The 17500-nt window shown below is 67.2% G+C and carries 18 protein-coding genes, 2 tRNA genes and 2 rRNA genes (1 of these 22 cut by a window edge); 12 read left to right on the top strand and 10 right to left on the bottom strand.

What is annotated here, in order from left to right; translation table 11 throughout:
• The 4 genes from WG921_RS12915 to WG921_RS12900 form a co-directional block, all read left to right on the top strand.
• A 23S ribosomal RNA gene (locus WG921_RS12915) occupies positions 1-1167 on the top strand; it begins 1627 nt to the left of the window's first position.
• A gap of 47 nt (positions 1168-1214) precedes the next feature.
• Positions 1215-1329, top strand: a 5S ribosomal RNA gene (gene rrf / locus WG921_RS12910).
• Positions 1330-1405: 76 nt separating this feature from the next.
• Positions 1406-1482, top strand: a tRNA-Met gene (locus WG921_RS12905).
• 715 nt (positions 1483-2197) lie between these two features.
• On the top strand, positions 2198-2413 hold the full coding sequence (locus tag WG921_RS12900; RefSeq protein WP_340109659.1) for a hypothetical protein: 216 nt from the start codon (positions 2198-2200) through the stop codon (positions 2411-2413).
• A 394-nt stretch (positions 2414-2807) separates the two neighbouring features.
• Here WG921_RS12900 and WG921_RS12895 read toward each other — a convergent pair whose 3' ends face one another.
• Complete coding sequence (locus WG921_RS12895) at positions 2808-4400, bottom strand: lysine--tRNA ligase (protein ID WP_340109658.1); 1593 nt, start codon at positions 4398-4400, stop codon at positions 2808-2810.
• 95 nt (positions 4401-4495) lie between these two features.
• On the opposite strand from WG921_RS12895, the gene WG921_RS12890 reads away from it, so the two are divergent.
• Positions 4496-4909 carry a tellurite resistance TerB family protein gene (locus WG921_RS12890; protein WP_340109657.1) on the top strand — a complete coding sequence of 138 codons (414 nt, stop codon included), beginning with the start codon at positions 4496-4498 and terminating at the stop codon, positions 4907-4909.
• On the opposite strand, the gene WG921_RS12885 is transcribed toward WG921_RS12890, so the two are convergent.
• The 8 genes from WG921_RS12885 to hslV all read right to left on the bottom strand — a co-directional run bounded on the left by WG921_RS12885 (position 4897) and on the right by hslV (position 12062).
• Positions 4897-5763, bottom strand: coding sequence for a DMT family transporter (locus tag WG921_RS12885; RefSeq protein WP_340109656.1), 867 nt, complete (start codon positions 5761-5763; stop codon positions 4897-4899). The two genes, WG921_RS12890 and WG921_RS12885, sit on opposite strands and share 13 nt — an antisense overlap.
• Positions 5764-5921: 158 nt before the next feature.
• Positions 5922-7226 (bottom strand): M16 family metallopeptidase, encoded by a 1305-nt coding sequence (locus WG921_RS12880; RefSeq protein WP_413788594.1) that lies wholly within the window; start codon positions 7224-7226, stop codon positions 5922-5924.
• Positions 7226-8554: a M16 family metallopeptidase gene (locus tag WG921_RS12875; RefSeq protein WP_340109654.1), complete on the bottom strand. Its 1329-nt coding sequence runs from the start codon at positions 8552-8554 to the stop codon at positions 7226-7228. Before WG921_RS12875 ends, WG921_RS12880 begins: the two co-directional genes overlap by 1 nt.
• Positions 8555-8651: 97 nt before the next feature.
• Positions 8652-9203 carry a DUF3035 domain-containing protein gene (locus tag WG921_RS12870; protein ID WP_340109653.1) on the bottom strand — a complete coding sequence of 184 codons (552 nt, stop codon included), beginning with the start codon at positions 9201-9203 and terminating at the stop codon, positions 8652-8654.
• Between the two features lie 77 nt (positions 9204-9280).
• A complete protein-coding gene (gene lspA / locus WG921_RS12865) occupies positions 9281-9757 on the bottom strand; it encodes a signal peptidase II (RefSeq protein ID WP_340109652.1) in 477 nt (158 codons plus the stop codon).
• A 24-nt stretch (positions 9758-9781) separates the two neighbouring features.
• On the bottom strand, positions 9782-11086 hold the full coding sequence (gene hslU / locus WG921_RS12860) for an ATP-dependent protease ATPase subunit HslU (RefSeq protein WP_340109651.1): 1305 nt from the start codon (positions 11084-11086) through the stop codon (positions 9782-9784).
• A complete protein-coding gene (locus WG921_RS12855) occupies positions 11083-11451 on the bottom strand; it encodes a hypothetical protein (RefSeq protein WP_340109650.1) in 369 nt (122 codons plus the stop codon). Before WG921_RS12855 ends, hslU begins: the two co-directional genes overlap by 4 nt.
• Positions 11452-11525: 74 nt before the next feature.
• Entirely contained in the window at positions 11526-12062 is a 537-nt protein-coding gene (gene hslV / locus WG921_RS12850) for an ATP-dependent protease subunit HslV (RefSeq protein ID WP_340109649.1), read from the bottom strand.
• A gap of 116 nt (positions 12063-12178) precedes the next feature.
• Here hslV and hisB point away from each other — a divergent pair, with 116 nt between their 5' ends.
• The 4 genes from hisB (at position 12179) to WG921_RS12830 (ending at position 15752) form a co-directional block, all read left to right on the top strand.
• Positions 12179-12769: an imidazoleglycerol-phosphate dehydratase HisB gene (gene hisB / locus WG921_RS12845; RefSeq protein ID WP_340109648.1), complete on the top strand. Its 591-nt coding sequence runs from the start codon at positions 12179-12181 to the stop codon at positions 12767-12769.
• A gap of 16 nt (positions 12770-12785) precedes the next feature.
• On the top strand, positions 12786-13418 hold the full coding sequence (gene hisH / locus WG921_RS12840; protein WP_340109647.1) for an imidazole glycerol phosphate synthase subunit HisH: 633 nt from the start codon (positions 12786-12788) through the stop codon (positions 13416-13418).
• A 100-nt stretch (positions 13419-13518) separates the two neighbouring features.
• On the top strand, positions 13519-14886 hold the full coding sequence (locus tag WG921_RS12835; protein ID WP_340109646.1) for an MATE family efflux transporter: 1368 nt from the start codon (positions 13519-13521) through the stop codon (positions 14884-14886).
• 71 nt (positions 14887-14957) lie between these two features.
• A complete protein-coding gene (locus WG921_RS12830; protein ID WP_340109645.1) occupies positions 14958-15752 on the top strand; it encodes an alpha/beta hydrolase in 795 nt (264 codons plus the stop codon).
• On the opposite strand, the gene WG921_RS12825 is transcribed toward WG921_RS12830, so the two are convergent.
• A complete protein-coding gene (locus WG921_RS12825) occupies positions 15725-16387 on the bottom strand; it encodes an SDR family oxidoreductase (protein WP_340109644.1) in 663 nt (220 codons plus the stop codon). The genes WG921_RS12830 and WG921_RS12825 overlap by 28 nt on opposite strands.
• Before the next feature lie 205 nt (positions 16388-16592).
• On the opposite strand from WG921_RS12825, the gene WG921_RS12820 reads away from it, so the two are divergent.
• From WG921_RS12820 to WG921_RS12810, 3 genes are all read left to right on the top strand, one after another.
• Positions 16593-16868, top strand: coding sequence for an HU family DNA-binding protein (locus tag WG921_RS12820; RefSeq protein ID WP_340109643.1), 276 nt, complete (start codon positions 16593-16595; stop codon positions 16866-16868).
• 33 nt (positions 16869-16901) lie between these two features.
• Positions 16902-16975: transfer RNA gene (locus WG921_RS12815), tRNA-Gly, on the top strand.
• A gap of 172 nt (positions 16976-17147) precedes the next feature.
• Positions 17148-17500 (top strand): GTP-binding protein (locus tag WG921_RS12810; protein ID WP_340109642.1); only part of this gene is annotated, 353 nt, incomplete at its 3' end.

The following is a 17500-nucleotide window of genomic DNA, read 5'->3' as shown; positions in this document are numbered from 1 at the left end:
GCGAGAAGGAGGCCCGGCTTGCAGGCAACTGTGGGTCGGGGGCACAAACCAGGGGGTGGCGACTGTTTACTAAAAACACAGGGCTCTGCGAAGTCGCAAGACGACGTATAGGGTCTGACGCCTGCCCGGTGCTGGAAGGTTAAAGGGAGGAGTGAGAGCTCCGAACTGAAGCCCCAGTAAACGGCGGCCGTAACTATAACGGTCCTAAGGTAGCGAAATTCCTTGTCGGGTAAGTTCCGACCTGCACGAATGGCGTAACGACTTCCCCGCTGTCTCCAACATCGACTCAGCGAAATTGAATTCCCCGTGAAGATGCGGGGTACCCGCGGTTAGACGGAAAGACCCCGTGCACCTTTACTACAGCTTCAGAGTGACGTCAGGTATGCTTTGCGCAGGATAGGTGGTAGACTTTGAAACCGGGACGCTAGTCTCGGTGGAGTTGCCCTTGAGATACCACCCTTGGCCTGCTTGGCGTCTAACCGCGAACCGTGAATCCGGTTCCGGGACCCTTTGTGGCGGGTAGTTTGACTGGGGCGGTCGCCTCCTAAAGAGTAACGGAGGCGCGCGAAGGTAGGCTCAGAGCGGTCGGAAATCGCTCGTTGAGTGCAATGGCATAAGCCTGCCTGACTGCGAGACTGACAAGTCGAGCAGAGTCGAAAGACGGCCATAGTGATCCGGTGGTCCCTCGTGGATGGGCCATCGCTCAACGGATAAAAGGTACGCCGGGGATAACAGGCTGATGATGCCCAAGAGTCCATATCGACGGCATCGTTTGGCACCTCGATGTCGGCTCATCTCATCCTGGGGCTGGAGAAGGTCCCAAGGGTACGGCTGTTCGCCGTTTAAAGAGGTACGTGAGCTGGGTTTAGAACGTCGTGAGACAGTTCGGTCCCTATCTGCCGTGGGTGTAGGAGATTTGAGAGGAGTTGCCCCTAGTACGAGAGGACCGGGGTGAACGTTCCACTGGTGGACCTGTTGTGGCGCCAGCCGCAGTGCAGGGTAGCTATGAACGGAAAGGATAACCGCTGAAGGCATCTAAGCGGGAAGCCCCCCTCAAAACCAGATCTCCCTGAGAGCCGTGGAAGACCACCACGTCGATAGGCTGGAGATGTAAGCGCTGTGAGGCGCTCAGTTGACCAGTACTAATCGCTCGATAGGCTTGATTTGATCCAGTAGACGAAAGACGGACTTGGAAGCAGCATGATTTTTTCAGGCTTGGTGGTCATAGCGCGAGGTAAACACCCGATCCCATCTCGAACTCGGCCGTTAAGACCCGTAGCGCCGATGGTACTGCGTCTCAAGACGTGGGAGAGTAGGTCACTGCCAAGCCTTGAAAAATCATGCTGAAGCATTTCTCTCTATGATGCTTGGCCCATTAAATGACGCGTTTGGGCCCTTATGCTGTCGCGGGGTGGAGCAGCCCGGTAGCTCGTCAGGCTCATAACCTGAAGGTCGTAGGTTCAAATCCTACCCCCGCAACCAAAATATTCCGCGTTATCAAACGCTCGAGCGCCGCCCTTCGGGGCGGCGTTTGCGTTTGTGGGCGCCTTGCAGGCGCCGCGAAAGCGAGAGGGCCGGAAATCCTTTTGTAAATGCGGCGGGGCGTGCGTCGGCGCGCATACCATACCATTCGTCCCGGCTCCGCTCCCGTCTTTCTTCGGCAGACCCCCGCTTCTTCGATCAAATTCGCAACTCTTGGCGGCTGGGCTGTAGCAGGTGTGGAGCCCGCCAGCTTGCGCGGCCATTGACCAACGAGAGAGACCCGACGCCTTGGCGATCTGAATCGGCGTTCCTTGTACCAGCAGCGTGTGTTGATGGGCGGCGCGGTTCGGAGCCTGGGGGAGCAGGATGGCGGCGATCTCCTGCGACCTGCCCGCTGGGGCCGCGATAGCGTTCAGGCGCGTCGGTCCCGGGCATTGGCGGCGCATGTCGCATGGCCGCCGCGCAGGGCGGCGGGAGCGGGCTTCGGATCTTCTTTGGCAGGTCGTGGAGCGGCGTTTGCCGGCGCTCGCGGAGATGGGGAGCGCGGTGCGGCTGTGGCGATCCATGGAGTAGCGCGCCGGCGTGGGGGCTCTCTGGCTGTCCACGCCGCCATGCGCGGAATGACGGTGCGGTGGAGAGGCTTTGGTGCCCCGCCTGGTTGAATGGGCGAATGATCCGGGCGCGGCCTCGGCCCTGAAGTGGGGAGCGGAATCTGGTGGCGGGATGGCGCCGGACCGGGCCGGAGTTTCAGGATTGGGAAGGGCTGAGCCGGATGCGGCTCACGCCCTTCTTCGCAAAAGGATCGGCGGGCGAAGTCGGCGTCTATCTTCGAGGCTATCCGCCCCACGAAGGGCGGGAGCGCGCCGGATCCGTTGCGACCTGGGGCGACGCCCATGCCTGGAGCGATGATCTGGCGCCGATCGGCGCTTAAGGCGAAGCGCGCGCGCCGTCAGCCTCATAGGTCAGGTCGCCTGGCCTACGACGCCGAAACTCGGCCCTGACTAAACCGCACGGTCGTTCCTGCGCGGCGACTGGCTCGCCAACCGCGTCTCCGCCAGCCGCGACGACGTTCTCGGTCATTGCTGCGGGGCCTGGAGCAAGGTCACCGAGCGCCCATGGCGCATCCGAACAATCGGAATGGGTGGGGGATTGAGCTCATGGGGCACAAGCCGCGCGCGTCGGCGTCGGAGCCGCTTTTCCGCGCCGATTGAGAGCCGCCCTTCCGGGCGGGCGATCGACCGTCGTGGATCATCGCGGCGCCTGAGCGCCGTCCGTGCGCGCGAGGCGGTTTCAAGGCGCTTGGGTCCAGCGAAAAGCCCGGCCTTTCAGACGGGTTTTTGGTGGGCCAGTTCGCCCGCCAGGGCTCTGTCGATCAGGGCGGCGGTCTCCTCCACGCCATAGAGGGCGATGAAGCCGCCGAAGCGGGGGCCCTGTTTTTCGCCCAGCAGCACTTCGTAGATGGCGCCGAACCATGCGCGGAGCGGCTCGAACTTCGCGTTCTTGCCGATCTCATAGACCAGATCCTGAAGCGCGCCGGCGTCGGCGCCGCCGGTCCATGTCCGCAGCCGGGCGGCGAGGGCGGCGAGGGCCGCGGCCTCCTGCTCGTTGGCGGTGCGGTAGACCTTCGCGGGCTTCACGAAATCCTCGTAATAGCGGAGCGCGTAGCCCGCCGCCGCGTCGAGCGCGGGATGGGTCTCCGGCGCGGCGTTCGGCGCGTATTTGCGGATGAAGCCCCAGAGGGTCTCCCGGTCGTCGGCGTTGGCGACGGCGGCGAGATTGAGCAGCATGGCGAAGCTGACCACCATGTCGGAGGCGGGCGGCGTTCCCTGATGGACATGCCAGACCGGGTTCGCGAGGCGCGCCGCGTCGTCCTGAGCGACGAAGGCGTTCAGCTGCTGGTGATATTCGTCCACCGTTTTCGGGATCACGTCGAAGAACAGGCGCTTCGCGGTCTTCGGCTTCTGATACATGAAATAGGAGAGACTCTCGGGCGCGGCGTAGGTCAGCCACTCCTCCATGGAGAGGCCGTTGCCCTTCGATTTCGAGATCTTCTGGCCGTCGCCGTCGAGAAACAGCTCATAATTGTAAAGCTCGGGCGCCGGCGCGTCGAGGGCCGCGCAGATCTTGGCCGAAAGAACGGCGGAGGGAATCAGGTCCTTCCCGTACATCTCGTAGTCGACGCCGAGCGCGGCCCAGCGCATGCCCCAGTCCGGCTTCCATTGCAGCTTGACCGCGCCGCCGGTGACCGGAACCTCGATCTTCTCGCCGTCCGGCTCCTGATAGACGATGGTCCCCTTCTTCAGGTTGCGCTCCAGCGTCGGCGTCTGCAGGACGTGGCCGGTCTTGGGGCTGATCGGAAGGAACGGGGAGTAGGTCTCCCGCCGCTCCGCGCCGAGGGTCGGCAGCATGAGCTCCATGATCCGATCATAGGCGGCGAGGGCCTTCAGGAGCGCCTCATCGAAGCGGCCGCTCTGGTAATAGTCGGTCGAAGAGGCGAATTCGTACTCGAAACCGAAATTGTCGAGAAAGGCGCGGAGCCGCGCGTTGTTGTGCGCGCCGAAGCTCTCATGCGTGCCGAACGGGTCGCGCACGCGGGTGAGCGGGAGGTTGAGATCCGCCGCCAGCGCCTCGCGGTTCGGCACATTGCCGGGGACCTTCCTCAGCCCGTCCATGTCGTCGGAGAAACAGAGCAGCCGCGTCGGGATGTCCGAAAGGACCTCGAACGCGCGGCGCACCATCGTCGTGCGCGCGACCTCGCCGAAGGTGCCGATATGCGGCAGGCCCGATGGGCCGTAGCCGGTCTCGAACAGGACATGCCCCTTGGCGGGCGGGGCTTTCCGATAGCGTTCGACCAGCCGGCGCGCCTCCTGGAAAGGCCAGGCTCGGGATGTTTCGGCGAGCGCGCGAAGGTTGGTCATGGTCCTCGTTCCTTTCAGACACCGCGCCTCTCCTATTGCGGCGCAGCAAGCCGGTCAATAAGTTGCGGCGCCGCATAGGAGCCAGGAGCAAGCTGATGCCGACTGCACTCAATCCCCAGGACGCGCTCATCGCCGTGATGATCGCGACCTCCGCCGCCGATGAGATTCAGTCGACGGAGGAGCTTTTGACCATCGACAGGATCATCGACGCGCTGCCGGCGTTCGATGGATATGACAAGGACCGCGTCGCCCGCGTCAATGGCATCGTCCGGGACCTGTTTTCCGAGGAGGACGGGCTCGACGCGCTGATCGGGCTCGTCGCCGAGGCGTTGCCCGATGGGTTCAACGAGACGGCCTACGCGATCGCCTGCGATATCGTGGCGGCGGACGGCGCCGCGAAAATGACCGAGCTTCGGCTGCTGGAGATGCTCCGCGACGGGCTCAAGGTCGGGCGTCTCGCATCCGCCGCGATCGAGCGGGGCGCGCGGGCGCGGTATCAGAGGTTCTGATCGAGCGGCGGGGGCGGGGGTCTCTTTCGCACCAGTTGCTCACGGCGCGCGATATAGAGCGCGGAGGCGATGATCACGGCGCCGCCGATCACCGTGTAGAGGTCCGGCGTTTCGCTGAAGAAGATGTAGCCGGCGAGAGCGAGAAGGATCAGACGGAGATAGGAGAGCGGCGCCAGAATCGCCGCCTCCGCCAACCGATACGCCTGGATGTCGGCCATGTTCCGCACCAGCGACGTCGCTGTGACCAGCCCGATCGCGGTCCAGCCGAGCCAACTGACCGGCAGGCTCCAGACCGGCGCCGCGAACGGGATCGCGATCAGCAGCGTCAGCAGAGTGGACGAGATGAAGGAGGCGAAGACCCCGTCGCGGTTCGCCAACCCGCGCGACGAGAGGAGCGCCAGCCCGAAGAGGAGCGATGAGGCGAGCCCGGTGAGAATCGCCACCTCGAAACTCTCGGCCCCCGGCCGCATCACGATCAGGATGCCGAGAAAGCCGAAGACGATGGCGCCGCCGCGGCGGACGCCGACCCGCTCTCCCTGCAGCGGAATCGCCATGACGGCGGTGAAGATCGGCGCGGTGAAGAAGAGAACCGTGGACGTCGCCAGCGGCAGCTCCGTGATCGTGTAGAATCCGAACTGGGTCGCGCAGCCGGCGAGCAGCCCGCGCCAGATATGGAGCCATGGGGCCGAGAAGCGCAGCTCCGACCGAAGGTCGCGCACCGCGATCAGCGCGAAAAGGCAAAGCGTGAGACCGCCGGCCGAGCGAAGCACCACGATCACCGAACTTTCGACCTCCCCCGCGGCCCATTTCACCGCGACGGTCATCACCGATGCGGTGAAGACCGACAGCATCATCCATGACGCGCCGCCGGCGTTATCCGTCGCTCCGCCTGGTCGGGGGGCGGGAATTTCGCCCGGGCTGGGCTCTGCGCTATCGGTGCGAGGCATTGGCGGCGGTTCCGATTCGATGCGCGAAAGGCGGGGCCTCGGCGCGGGTGAGCATGCGCATGGCGCTATTCGTCGGCCAGCCCCTCCGGTCGGCCGACGACGACGAAGCTGAGCGCGTCGGCGTCGAGAATGCGCCGCGCGACGCGTTGAATGTCGTCGAGCGTCACGGCCTCGATCATCGCGTTGCGGTTTTCGGGGTAGTCGATCGGTAGACCCGCGGCCTGCAGGCCGACGAGAAGATTGGCGATTTTCGCGTTCGAGTCGAAATTCAGCGCGTAGGCGCCGGTCAGATACCGCTTCGCCTTGTCCAGCTCCTCCGCCGCGGCGCCCTCCTCCGCCATCTTGCGCCATTCGTCGCGGATGACGCGGACCGCCTCCGCCATCGACGCGTTCGCCGAGGCGACGCCGCCGATGATCAGCCCGGCGCGGTCGAGGGGAAGGAGATAGGAATAGACGGAATAGGAAAGCCCGCGCTTCTCGCGCACCTCGACCGTCAGCCGGGAGGAGAGGCCGCCGCCGCCGAGGATATAGTTCATCACATGGGCGGGGATGAAGTCGGGATCGTTCCGAAGAATCCCCTTCTGCCCGAAGACGGCCACCGATTGCGGCACGTCGAGGTCGATGACGCGAAGCCCCGGCGGCGCCTGAACCGCCACCGGCTCGACCGGCGCCGGCGCGGCGTTGGGAAGCGCGCCGAGGAGGCGGTCGAGAAGCGGGCCGAGAGCCGCCGCGTCGATCGCGCCGACGACGCCGATATGCGCCGCGCCGACATTCAGAAGCGCGGGCGCCGCGGCGCGAAGATCGGCCGCCGTGATCGACGAGACGCTCTCGATGTCGCCCGCGCTCTTGCGCCCATACGAATCTCCGGGAAAGGCGGCTTCGAACCAGGCTTTCGCCGCGACGGCGTTCGGGTCGGTCTCGTCGGACCGGAGCGAGGAGAGGATCTGCCGCTTCACGCGCGTCACCGGCTCTTCGTCGAAACGGGGCTCGGTCAGCGCGAGGCGCAGGAGATCGACGCTGGCGTCGCGGTTCTCGGCGAGCATCGACGCGGAGACGGTGAGGCTTTCGCGCCCGGCCGAAAATCCGAACCGGGCGGCGATGGCGTCGGCGGCCTCGGAAAAGCCGACCGCGTCGAGATCTCCGGCGCCTTCATCGAGCAGCCCGGCGAAGAGATTGGCGAGCCCTTCCTTGCCGTCCGGATCGAGCGTGGCGCCGCCCCTGAATTCGATCTCGATCGAGACGATGGGGATCGTGTCTTCATGAACCAGCCAGGCTTCGATTCCGCCGGGGCTGACGACGCGCTGAATCGGCGCGGCGGCGAAGGCGGGAAGCGCGAGAAGAGCGAGCGCGAGAGCGAAGGAAAAGCGGATCATTGCGGCGCCTCCAGAGCCTGAACCAGCCGCCCGGTGACGGAGGCCTCCCGGCGGAGAAGAGCGGCCGCCGTCTTCACGTCTTCCGCCGTGACCTTCTCGAGCGCCTCGGGCCAGGCTTCGATCCGCTCGATGGTGAGGCCGGCGGCGAGGCCGGCGCCGTAGCGCTGCGCGAGGGTCTGCTGGCTGTCCTGCGCGTAGATCTCCGAGGCGCGGACCATGGTTCGGGCGCGCGCAAGCTCCTCTTCGGTCGGCCCTTCGGCGGCGAGCTTCGCCATCACAGCGTCGAAAGCGGCCTCGACATCGGCCAGATCCACACCCTCCACCGGAACGCCGTAGACGCCGAATTCGCCGTAATCATAGGCGCCGCCATTGTAGTAGGCGCCGGCGCCGATCGCGATCCGGTCTTCGATCTGAAGCTTTTTCGCCAGTCGCGAGGTCACGCCGCCGCCGCCGAGCACCTCGGCCATGATCGACAGCGCCGCCGCGGTCTCGTCGCCGCCGGTGCGCCGGGAGGGCGCGAGATAGCGGCGGATCACGTAAGGCTGGCGCACGCGCGGGTCCGCCATCTCCAGCTGGCGCGCGGCGAGTTGCGGCGGCTCCTCGGGCCGATGGCGAGGTGAGACGCCGGCGGCGGGGATCGGGCCGAAATGGATCTTCGCCAGCCGCTCGACCTCTTCGGGGGAGACGTCCCCGGCGACGACGAGGATCGCGTTGTCGGGCGAGTAATGCGCGGCGTAGAACCGGAGCGCGTCGTCCAGCGTCAATTCGGCGATCTCGGAGCGCCAGCCGATCACCGGCGAGCCGTAGGGGTGGTTGAGATAGAGAGCGGCGCTCATCTGCTCGCGAAAGAGCGCGCCGGGGTCGTTCTCGGTCCGCTGGTTGCGCTCTTCGAGCACCACGTCGCGCTCGGGCAGGACCAGCGCGTCCGTCAGGCGGAGATTGCGCATCCGGTCCGCCTCCATCCCCATCACCAGATCGAGCCGGTCGGCGGCGATGCGCTGAAAATAGGCGGTGTAATCCTGAGTGGTGAAGGCGTTGTCCTGCCCGCCATTCTCCGCCACGACCTTGGAGAACGCGCCTTCGGGGATCTTGTCCGTGCCCTTGAACATCAGATGTTCGAGAAAATGCGCGACGCCGGTTTCGCCCGGCGCCTCGTCAGCGGCGCCGACGCGGTACCAGACCATGTGCGTGACGACCGGCGCGCGGTGGTCTTCGATCACCACGCCCTGCATGCCGTTGTCCAACGTGAAGGTGGAGACCGCCGGCGCCGCGGTCGCCGGCGTGCAGAAAAGTGCGACGAGAAGCGCGGGCGCGCGAAGTTTCATGCGGCGTCTCCGGTGTTCTGGCCCGCAAGCGCGGGCGCGGAGGGTGAAAAAACGCTCGAGCGGCCGACGGCGCCGGGTCGGGCGGGCCGGCAATCCGTTACTTGTCGTCGTCCTCGATTGGCGGCGCGGTGGGCGTCAGCAGGCCTTGCTGACGCAGGCGCTCATTCTCTTCGAGGGCTTCAACGGTGTAGTTGCGGTCGTTGGGGCCGGCCGGAATCTTGTAGCCGAGGACCGAGGTCAAACCATATCTCCGCTCCGGCGCGGCCCTGCTCTCAAGCTCGGTGCGCGCGGCGCTGTTGTCGACATTGGCGCCGGCGCCGGCGAGCAGCGCCTGTTCGCCGGCGCTCGCGGTGGCGGTGGGCGCCGGCTCCTGCTGGCCGAAAAGCGTCTGTTCCGCCTCGGCGAGCGGATCCGGGTCCCGTGGGCTCACCGCGCCGGGCTGCGGGGTGGGCAGGGTGAAATCGGGTGGAATCTCCAGCGGCGCGCGCGCGATGATCATGAACGCGTCCGGCGTGCCGGGAACGAGGCCGAGTTGCTCGCCGATGGACCCGCCGCCGTCACTCGAACTGATCGTGCAACCGCCGAGAACCGCCGCCGCGGCCAGCGGCGCGGCGCGACGCAGGAATGCAGCCAGTGATGAGTGCGGCATTGACCGGCTCCGTATATCTTTCATCGGCGGCATCATGCCCCGAACCCGCGCCCGCCGCAATGCGGGCGGGCGGCGGCTCAATGTCCGACGGAGCGCTTCTTTTCGCCGCTCGTCAGGATCATCAGACCGGCGCCCGCGAAGATCGCGGCGTCGGCGATGTTGAACACATAAGGATTGTTCAGCCCGCAGCAAGACATGTTCAGAAAATCCGCGACCGCGCCATAACGGATGCGGTCGAGCGCGTTGCCGAGCGCGCCGCCGATCACCAGACCGGCGCCGACATGGAGCCAGAAGCCGTCCTTCCGCCGCGCCCAGATCAGCAGCGCGACGGAAATCGCCAGCGACAGCCCGACAAGCGACCAGCGGGCGAGCTCCGCATGCGACGCGAAGACGCCAAAATTGATCCCGCGGTTCCAGGCCATGACGAAGCGGAGGAAGGGCGGCGCGATGTCGATCGCGCCGCGATCGACGAGGTTGAGCCCGTACATGACCAGAAGTTTCGCGCCCTGGTCGAGCGCGAAGGCCAGCGCCGCGAAAACCGCGATGACGCGCATCAGGGCGCGCCCCGGCGGCCGCGCCTAAAGCACATAACGGCTGAGATCCGCGGAGGAGGCGAGATCGCCGACATGGTTCTCGACAAACGCGGCGTCGATGGTCACCGTCTCGCCTTCGCGGTCGGGCGCGGTGAAGCTGATCTCCTCGAAAACCTTCTCGATCACGGTGTAGAGGCGCCGGGCGCCGATATTCTCGACCGCGCGGTTCACCTCCGCCGCGATTCGCGCCAGCGCCGCGACGCCGTCATCGGCGAAGTCCAGCGTCACGCCTTCGGCCGCCATCAACGCCTGATATTGCCGGACCAGGGAATTGTCGGGCTCGGTCAGGATGCGGACGAAATCCGCCTCGGTCAGATCGCGGAGCGACACCCGGATCGGCAGCCGGCCCTGAAGCTCCGGCAGAAGATCCGAGGGTTTCGCCAGATGGAAGGCGCCGGAGGCGATGAAAAGGATATGATCGGTCTTCACCGCGCCGTGCTTGGTGGTGACCGTCGTCCCCTCGATCAGCGGCAGAAGATCGCGCTGCACGCCCTCGCGGCTGACGTCGGCGCCGCGGGTCTCGGCGCGGGCGCAGACCTTGTCGATCTCGTCGATGAAGACGATGCCGGTGTTCTCCACCGCCTGGATCGCGTCGCGGGTGATCTCCTCCTGATCGACGAGCTTGTCCGCCTCCTCCGCGATCAGAAGCTCGTAGCTGTCCGCGACCTTCATCCGGCGCTTCTTGGTGCGCCCGGAGAACGCCTTGCCGAAAATATCCCCGATATTGACCATGCCCATCTGCGCGCCGCCGCCGGGAAGGTCCAGCATGCCGAGCGGGTTCGTGGTGTCGGCGACGGCGACCTCGATCTCCTTCCCGTCAAGCTCGCCGTCGCGAAGCTTCTTCAGGAAAGCGGCGCGGGTCGCCTCGCTGGCGTTCTCGCCGACCAGCGCCGCCAGCACGCGATTCTCCGCGGCGTCATGGGCGCGGACCTTCACGCCCTCGCGCTTCTTCGCGCGCTCCATGACGATGGCCGCCTCGACCAGATCGCGGACGATCTGCTCCACGTCGCGGCCGACATAGCCGACCTCGGTGAATTTCGTCGCCTCCACCTTGATGAAGGGCGCCCCCGCCAGCCGGGCGAGCCGGCGGCTGATCTCGGTCTTGCCGACGCCGGTCGGGCCGATCATCAGGATGTTCTTCGGCGTCACCTCCGCCTGCAACGGCCCTTCGATCTTCTGGCGGCGCCAGCGCGAGCGAAGCGCGACGGCGACGGCGCGTTTGGCCTCTTTCTGGCCGATGATGTAGCGGTCGAGCTCGGAGACGATTTCGCGGGGGGTGAGTTCGGTCATTCTTCCTCGGTGTCTTCTCCGCCGCTCTGCGTGCGGTTGCGTTCGATGAGTTCGGGGTCGTCCGCGTCCTTCAGCGGCGCGCGGGCGATCAGCGCCCAGGCTTCGCGCCCGTCGCTGAGAAGCCCGCCGCGCGCGTCGAGCGCGATCAACAGCGATCGGCACTCCTCATGCGTCGTGCCGGTGGTGCGGCTCAGGATGTCGAGCGATCGAAAGACCAACGGCCCGGAGAGCAGCTTCATCAGGAGCGCCTTGCGCGGCCGCTCCCATTCGCGCTCGCGCCGCCAGGAGCGGTAGTGCTCCAGGATGATCGGACCGATGACGCCACCGGCGGCGGCGCCGATCACGATCTTGAGGAGGTCATCCATTGCGCCGCTCCCTTGTCGATCAGTCGAAGGCGGGTTTCAGGCCGGCGAGGCCGGTATGGACCCAGCCCATGCCTTCACTCCTCCGTGGCGGCGATGGTCTCCACCACGATGCTCTGGTTGGTGAAGACGCAGATCTCCGCCGCGATGGCCATCGCCCGGCGGGCGATCTGCTCCGCGGACTGGCCGCCGTCGATCAGGGCCCGCGCGGCGGCGAGCGCGAAATTCCCGCCCGAGCCGACCGCGGCGACCCCGCCTTCAGGCTCCAGCACATCGCCGGCGCCGGTGATGACGAGAAGATCGCGCCCGTCGCTGACCACCAGCATCGCCTCGAGGTTGCGGAGATATTTGTCGGTCCGCCACTCCTTCGCCAGATCGACCGCGGCGCGGGTGAGCTGGCCGGGCGCGGCCTCCAGCTTCGCTTCGAGACGCTCGAAAAGGGTGAAGGCGTCGGCGGTGGAGCCGGCGAAGCCCGCGATCACGTCGCGCCCGCCGGGCGAGAGCCGGCGGACCTTCCGCGCCGTGCTCTTGATCACCGTGTTGCCCACGCTGACCTGCCCGTCGCCGGCGATGACGGTCTGTCCATCCTTTTTCACGGCTATGACGGTGGTCATCCGGCCTCCTGCTTTCCATTCCTGCGCTACATAGGCCCGAGGCGCGGGCGCCGCAACTTGTGGCGCCGGCGCCGGCGCCGCTATATGCCCCGGAAAGCAGCTGAAGGGGAATGGCGATGAGCCGCCGCGCGAAAGAGACCCGCCGCACCGCCGAGACGGAGATCGATGTCGAAATCGACCTCGACGGGACCGGCGCCCATGACAACCGGACCGGGGTCGGCTTCTTCGACCACATGCTGGACCAGCTGGCGCGGCACGGGCTGATCGACATGAAGGTGCGCGCGAAGGGCGATCAGCATATCGACGATCATCACACGGTCGAGGACACGGGCATCCTTCTCGGCCGGGCGCTGGCGGCGGCGGTGGGCGACAAGCGCGGGATCCGGCGCTACGGGCATTGCTATCTGCCGATGGACGAATGCCTGACGCGCGCGGCGCTGGACCTCTCGGGCCGGCCGTTCCTGGTCTGGAAGGTGGATTTCACGGCCCCCAAGATCGGCGCGTTCGACACCGAGCTGGTGCGGGAGTTCTTCACCGCCTTCGCGATGAACTCCGGCATGACTCTGCATGTGGAGACGCTCTCGGGCGTCAACTCGCACCACATCGCCGAGACCTGCTTCAAGGCGGTGGCGCGCGCGCTCCGGGACGCGCTGGAGACGGACCCGCGTCGCGCGGATGCGGTGCCGTCGACCAAAGGGGTCTTGTGACAGGAAGGCTGGGCTCATGACTGTCGTCATCGTCGATTACGGCTCCGGCAATCTGCATTCCGCGGAGAAGGCCTTTCAGCGGATGAGCCGGGAGGGGGCGGGGGAGCGGATCCTCGTCTCCGCCGACGCGGAGGCGGTGCGCCGCGCCGACCGGATCGTGCTTCCCGGGGTCGGGGCGTTCAAGGATTGCCGCGCGGGGCTGGACGCCGCGCCGGGGATGGTCGAGGCGCTGGAGGAGCGGGCGCTGAGGGGCGGCGCGCCCTTTCTCGGCATTTGCGTCGGCATGCAGTTGATGGCGACGGTCGGGCGCGAGCATGGCGAGACGCCGGGCCTCGGCTGGATTCCGGGCGAAGTGGCCAGATTGGCGCCCGAGGGCGGCCTGAAGGTGCCGCATATGGGCTGGAACGACCTGCATTTCGGCGCTCATCCGCTTTTCGACGGGCTGGCTCCGGGCGCGCACGCCTATTTCGTCCATTCCTATCAGATGCTGCCGCGCGCGCCCGCGCATCGGCTGGCGCATGTGGACTATGGCGGGACGGTCACCGCCGCCATCGGCCGCGACAACCTCGCCGGAACGCAGTTCCATCCGGAGAAGAGTCAGGAGACGGGCCTGCGCCTGATCGCCAATTTTCTCGCCTGGGCGCCCTGACCGGAGGCGCCCCGGGGGGTGGCGCCCGGCGCTGAAATAGTGGAGACGCGAACGCCCTGCGCCGATCCCGGCCGCATGGGTGGACCGAAGGGAGCCTGCGATGACCGGGCGGGCGCAATTTTCGCGGCGCGAGGAGGCGCGGCGGCTTCTTCTGATCGCGGCGCCGCTGATGGCGGCCTATGTCGCCGAATACATGATGTTCCAGACCACGAACTTCGTCGTCGGCGGGCTCGGCTACAAGCATCTGGCGGGGGCGGGGCTTGGCGGCTCGATGACCTTCGAGGCGCTGGCGGTGGCGATGGGGCTGCTGTCCATCACCGGGGTTCTCGCGGCGCAGGCCGAAGGGGCGGGGCGGAAGACGGAGGCCGGGCGCGCCGCGCGGCACGGGCTCATGGTCGCCGCGCTGATTTCGGCGCCGTTCTCGGCGCTGGTCTGGAATCTCGACGTGATCATGCGCTGGACCGGGCAGGACGGGGAGGTCGCGGCGCTGGCCCGGCCCTATCTTCACGCGCTGGCGTTCGGGATTCTGCCGGCGCTGCTTTTCACGGTTCTGCGCGATTTCGTGGCGGCCCTGTCGCGGACCGGGCCGGTGATGGTGATCACCACCGTCGCGGTTCTGGTCAACTGGGGGCTGGCGGAGGGGCTGGTGCATGGCCGCTGGCTCCTGCCCGAGATGGGGATCGCCGGGGCCGGCGCCGCCAAGGCCATCGTCGCCTGGGGGATGCTGGCGGCGTTGACGGCGTATATCTGGCGAAAGCCGGCGCTCCGCGGCTACGGGCTGTTCCGCTCGCGGCTGCGGCTGGATCTCGGGCTTATCGCGGTGATCTTCCGTCTCGGTCTGCCGATCGCCGGGCTGGTCGGGCTGGAGGCGGGCCTCTTCACGGTGGTCGGCCTGCTCTCGGGCGTGATCGGCGCGGAGATGCTGGCGGCGCATCAGGTGCTGGTCGGCTGGGTCGGAATCCCGTTCGTCCTCGCGCTCGGCGTCGCGGAGGCGGGGATGGTCCGCGTCGCGCATGGCGTGGGCCGGGGAGACCCCGCCGGCGCGCGGCAGGCCGGGCTGGTCGCGCTCACCATCGGCGGCGCGATTCTGGCCGCTCTGGTGGCGGCGCCGCTCCTGCTGGCGGAAGAGATCACGCAGCTTTTCATCTCCGCCAGCGATCCGGGGTTCGCGGAGGTCTCCTCCATCGTCACGCGGCTGATGATCGTCGCCGCGATCTTTCAGGTCTTCGACGGGGCGCAGGCGATCATGGCGCGCGCCCTTCGCGGGGTGCGGGACGCCTATTTCCCGCTCTGGATCGGGGCGTTCGGCTATTGGGTGCTCGGCGTCGGCGGCGGCTGGCTGCTGGCGTTCCCGCTCGGGTGGGGCGGGACCGGGCTCTGGGTCGGGCTGGCGACGGGGCTGATCGTGACCGCGTGTCTCCTGACGGCGCGCTTTCATCTGATCACCCGCCGCATGACGCGGCCCTGAGCGGCGGTTTCGCCCCGGCGGCGAACCGGTTAAGCTCGCCCAGGACCGCATGCATGATGATGAGCCCGCCCATGACCAGACCCGCCTTCCTCGATCTCGGCCCGAACCGCAGGCTCGCCTACGCGCTGACCGCGCCCGCCGCGGCGGGGCGGGACCTGCCGGGAGTCGTCTTCCTCGGCGGGTTCCGCTCCGACATGGAGGGAACCAAGGCGCTCGCGCTCGAGGAATGGGCGCGGCGCGCGGGGCGCGGATTTCTCCGGTTCGACTATTCGGGCCATGGCCGCTCCTCCGGCGCGTTCGAGGATGGCTGCATCGGCGACTGGGCGGACGACGCCCGCGAAGCGGTGACGCGATTGACCGAAGGGCCGCAGATTCTCGTCGGCTCGTCCATGGGCGGCTGGATCGCGCTTCTGCTGGCGCGCGCGGCCCCGGAGCGGGTGGCGGCGCTGGTCGGCGTCGCGGCGGCGCCGGATTTCACGCTGGAGATGGCGGCGGCGATGGATGAGGCGGCGAAAGCGGAGATGGCGTCAAGCGGGGTCTGGCTCCGCCCGTCGGCCTATTCGGACGAGCCCTATCCGATCACCCGGCGGTTGATCGAGGACGGGGCGCGGAACCGCGTTCTCGACCGGCCCTTCCCCGTCGGCTTTCCGGTGCGGCTGCTGCAAGGGACCGCGGACGAGGATGTCGGCGTGGATGTCGCGCTCGGGCTTCTCTCGCATCTCGACGGGCCGGATGTCCGGCTGACGCTGGTCAGGGGCGCCGATCATCGGTTCTCCGGCCCGCGGGAGCTGGAGCTGCTGATCGCCGCGGTGGAGGAGGCGGGCGCCGCCTGGCGCGCTCAGAACGGGATCGTCTCGCCGGAGTAGAAGCGGAAGCAGCCGGCGGTCTCCGGCGTCAGTTCGTCGAAGCGGGCGATGAGCCCCTCGGCGCTCTCCTCGACGGAGATGTCGGCGCCGCTCCCGCCCATGCCGGTCCGGACCCAGCCGGGATGATAGGCGCCGACCGCGATCCCCTCCGCGCCCAGCTCCTTCGAGAGCGAGACCGCGAGATTCGTCGCCGCCGCCTTCGACGCCCGGTAGAGATAGGCCGCGCCCTTGGCCCGCGCGCTCGATCCCATCTGCGATGAGATGACCGCGATCCGGCCCTTGGCCCGGCGAAGCGCGGGGAGGCAGGCGCGGATGGTCATGAAGACCCCGGTGACATTCACCGCCAGCACCTCGGCGAAGGCCTCCTGCGTGTAGGACGCGTCGTCGACGCCGCCGCGCCCGATCAGCATCCCGGCGTTGCAGACCAGAAGATCGAGCGCCCGCCCCTCCAGCGCCACCGTCAGCCCCTCCAGCGCCTCGGCGTCGGTGACGTCGAGCCTGTACGGCTCCAGCCCCGGCGCGGAAGGCGGGTCGGTGCGGGCGCAGGCGATCACGGTCTCGCCCCGCGCGGCGAGGCGGCGGCTGATTTCGAGGCCGATTCCGCGATTGGCCCCGGTGATGAGCGATGTCGGCATTGATGCACTCCTCTAAACGCCCCATATGGTTCGCGCGTAGCGCGAGCGAGGGCAATAGCGGGAGGAGATTCGCGGCGTTTCGCCCGATTGAACGAAATTTTCGGCATGATTTGCGATTTGACGGTTTTCTTGACAAAAATCTTGACTATGAAGGGCCGACGCGAGCGGGCGCATTCGCCGCGGAACAAGAGGCAGGAGAGATATCATGGACAAGAAATCCGAAGTCGTGGCGGCGGTCGCCGAAGGCGCAGGGCTGACGCAGGCGCAGGCCTCGGCCGCGCTCGAGGCGTTCGCGGGCGCGGCGCTCGCCGCGCTGAAGGCGGGCGGCGCGGTCGTTCTTCCGGGCATGGGGAAATTCACCTCCGCCCACAAGGAAGCGCGCGAGGGGCGCAATCCCCGCACTGGCGAGACGATGACCTTCGCCGCCAAGACGAGCGTGAAGTTCAAGGCCGCCAAGGCGGCGACCGACGCGGTCAACTGAGTGCGCGCGGCCGGCGTCCGCCGGCCGCTCTCTGCGGGTGTAGCTCAATGGTAGAGCAGAAGCCTTCCAAGCTTACGACGAGGGTTCGATTCCCTTCACCCGCTCCACGCCATCTCTCCGACCGGTCTTTCGTCGGCGCCCCGCGCCCCTGAATTCGCGCGGAGCCCCCGCGGCGGGGTTTCTCTGTTGCGTCCCACCTGTTAATCGCCTATCTCGCCGCGCGAGAAGCGATCGGCGCGAACGGCGCGCCATATGGTGCAAGCCAAGGACACGAGAACGATGGCGAAAACGAAATTTGAGCGGACGAAGCCGCATTGCAACATCGGGACGATCGGCCATGTCGACCATGGCAAGACGACGTTGACGGCTGCGATCACGAAGCAGTTTGGCGAGTTCAAGGCGTATGACGCGATTGACGCGGCGCCGGAGGAGAAGGCGCGCGGGATCACGATTTCGACGTCTCACGTCGAATACGAGACCGAGAAGCGGCATTACGCGCACGTGGATTGCCCCGGGCACGCGGACTACGTGAAGAACATGATCACGGGCGCGGCGCAGATGGACGGCGCGATCCTGGTCGTGAGCGCGGCGGACGGCCCGATGCCGCAGACGCGCGAGCACATTCTTCTGGC

Origin of the sequence: Paludibacillus litoralis (assembly GCF_037646705.1) — a bacterium.
Taxonomy (GTDB): domain Bacteria; phylum Pseudomonadota; class Alphaproteobacteria; order Rhodobacterales; family Rhodobacteraceae; genus Pikeienuella; species Pikeienuella litoralis.
This window is presented reverse-complemented; position numbering and strand designations above follow the sequence as displayed.

Excerpts from the sequence above, each read along its gene's own strand:
- WG921_RS12895 (WP_340109658.1), bottom strand. The coding sequence starts at position 4,400 with ATGACCAACCTTCGCGCGCTCGCCGAAACATCCCGAGCCTGGCCTTTC.
- WG921_RS12890 (WP_340109657.1), top strand. The coding sequence starts at position 4,496 with ATGCCGACTGCACTCAATCCCCAGGACGCGCTCATCGCCGTGATGATC.
- WG921_RS12885 (WP_340109656.1), bottom strand. The coding sequence starts at position 5,763 with ATGATGCTGTCGGTCTTCACCGCATCGGTGATGACCGTCGCGGTGAAA.
- WG921_RS12875 (WP_340109654.1), bottom strand. The coding sequence starts at position 8,554 with ATGAAACTTCGCGCGCCCGCGCTTCTCGTCGCACTTTTCTGCACGCCG.
- WG921_RS12870 (WP_340109653.1), bottom strand. The coding sequence starts at position 9,203 with ATGCCGCACTCATCACTGGCTGCATTCCTGCGTCGCGCCGCGCCGCTG.
- lspA (WP_340109652.1), bottom strand. The coding sequence starts at position 9,757 with ATGCGCGTCATCGCGGTTTTCGCGGCGCTGGCCTTCGCGCTCGACCAG.
- hslU (WP_340109651.1), bottom strand. The coding sequence starts at position 11,086 with ATGACCGAACTCACCCCCCGCGAAATCGTCTCCGAGCTCGACCGCTAC.
- WG921_RS12855 (WP_340109650.1), bottom strand. The coding sequence starts at position 11,451 with ATGGATGACCTCCTCAAGATCGTGATCGGCGCCGCCGCCGGTGGCGTC.
- hslV (WP_340109649.1), bottom strand. The coding sequence starts at position 12,062 with ATGACCACCGTCATAGCCGTGAAAAAGGATGGACAGACCGTCATCGCC.
- hisB (WP_340109648.1), top strand. The coding sequence starts at position 12,179 with ATGAGCCGCCGCGCGAAAGAGACCCGCCGCACCGCCGAGACGGAGATC.
- hisH (WP_340109647.1), top strand. The coding sequence starts at position 12,786 with ATGACTGTCGTCATCGTCGATTACGGCTCCGGCAATCTGCATTCCGCG.
- WG921_RS12835 (WP_340109646.1), top strand. The coding sequence starts at position 13,519 with ATGACCGGGCGGGCGCAATTTTCGCGGCGCGAGGAGGCGCGGCGGCTT.
- WG921_RS12830 (WP_340109645.1), top strand. The coding sequence starts at position 14,958 with ATGACCAGACCCGCCTTCCTCGATCTCGGCCCGAACCGCAGGCTCGCC.
- WG921_RS12825 (WP_340109644.1), bottom strand. The coding sequence starts at position 16,387 with ATGCCGACATCGCTCATCACCGGGGCCAATCGCGGAATCGGCCTCGAA.
- WG921_RS12820 (WP_340109643.1), top strand. The coding sequence starts at position 16,593 with ATGGACAAGAAATCCGAAGTCGTGGCGGCGGTCGCCGAAGGCGCAGGG.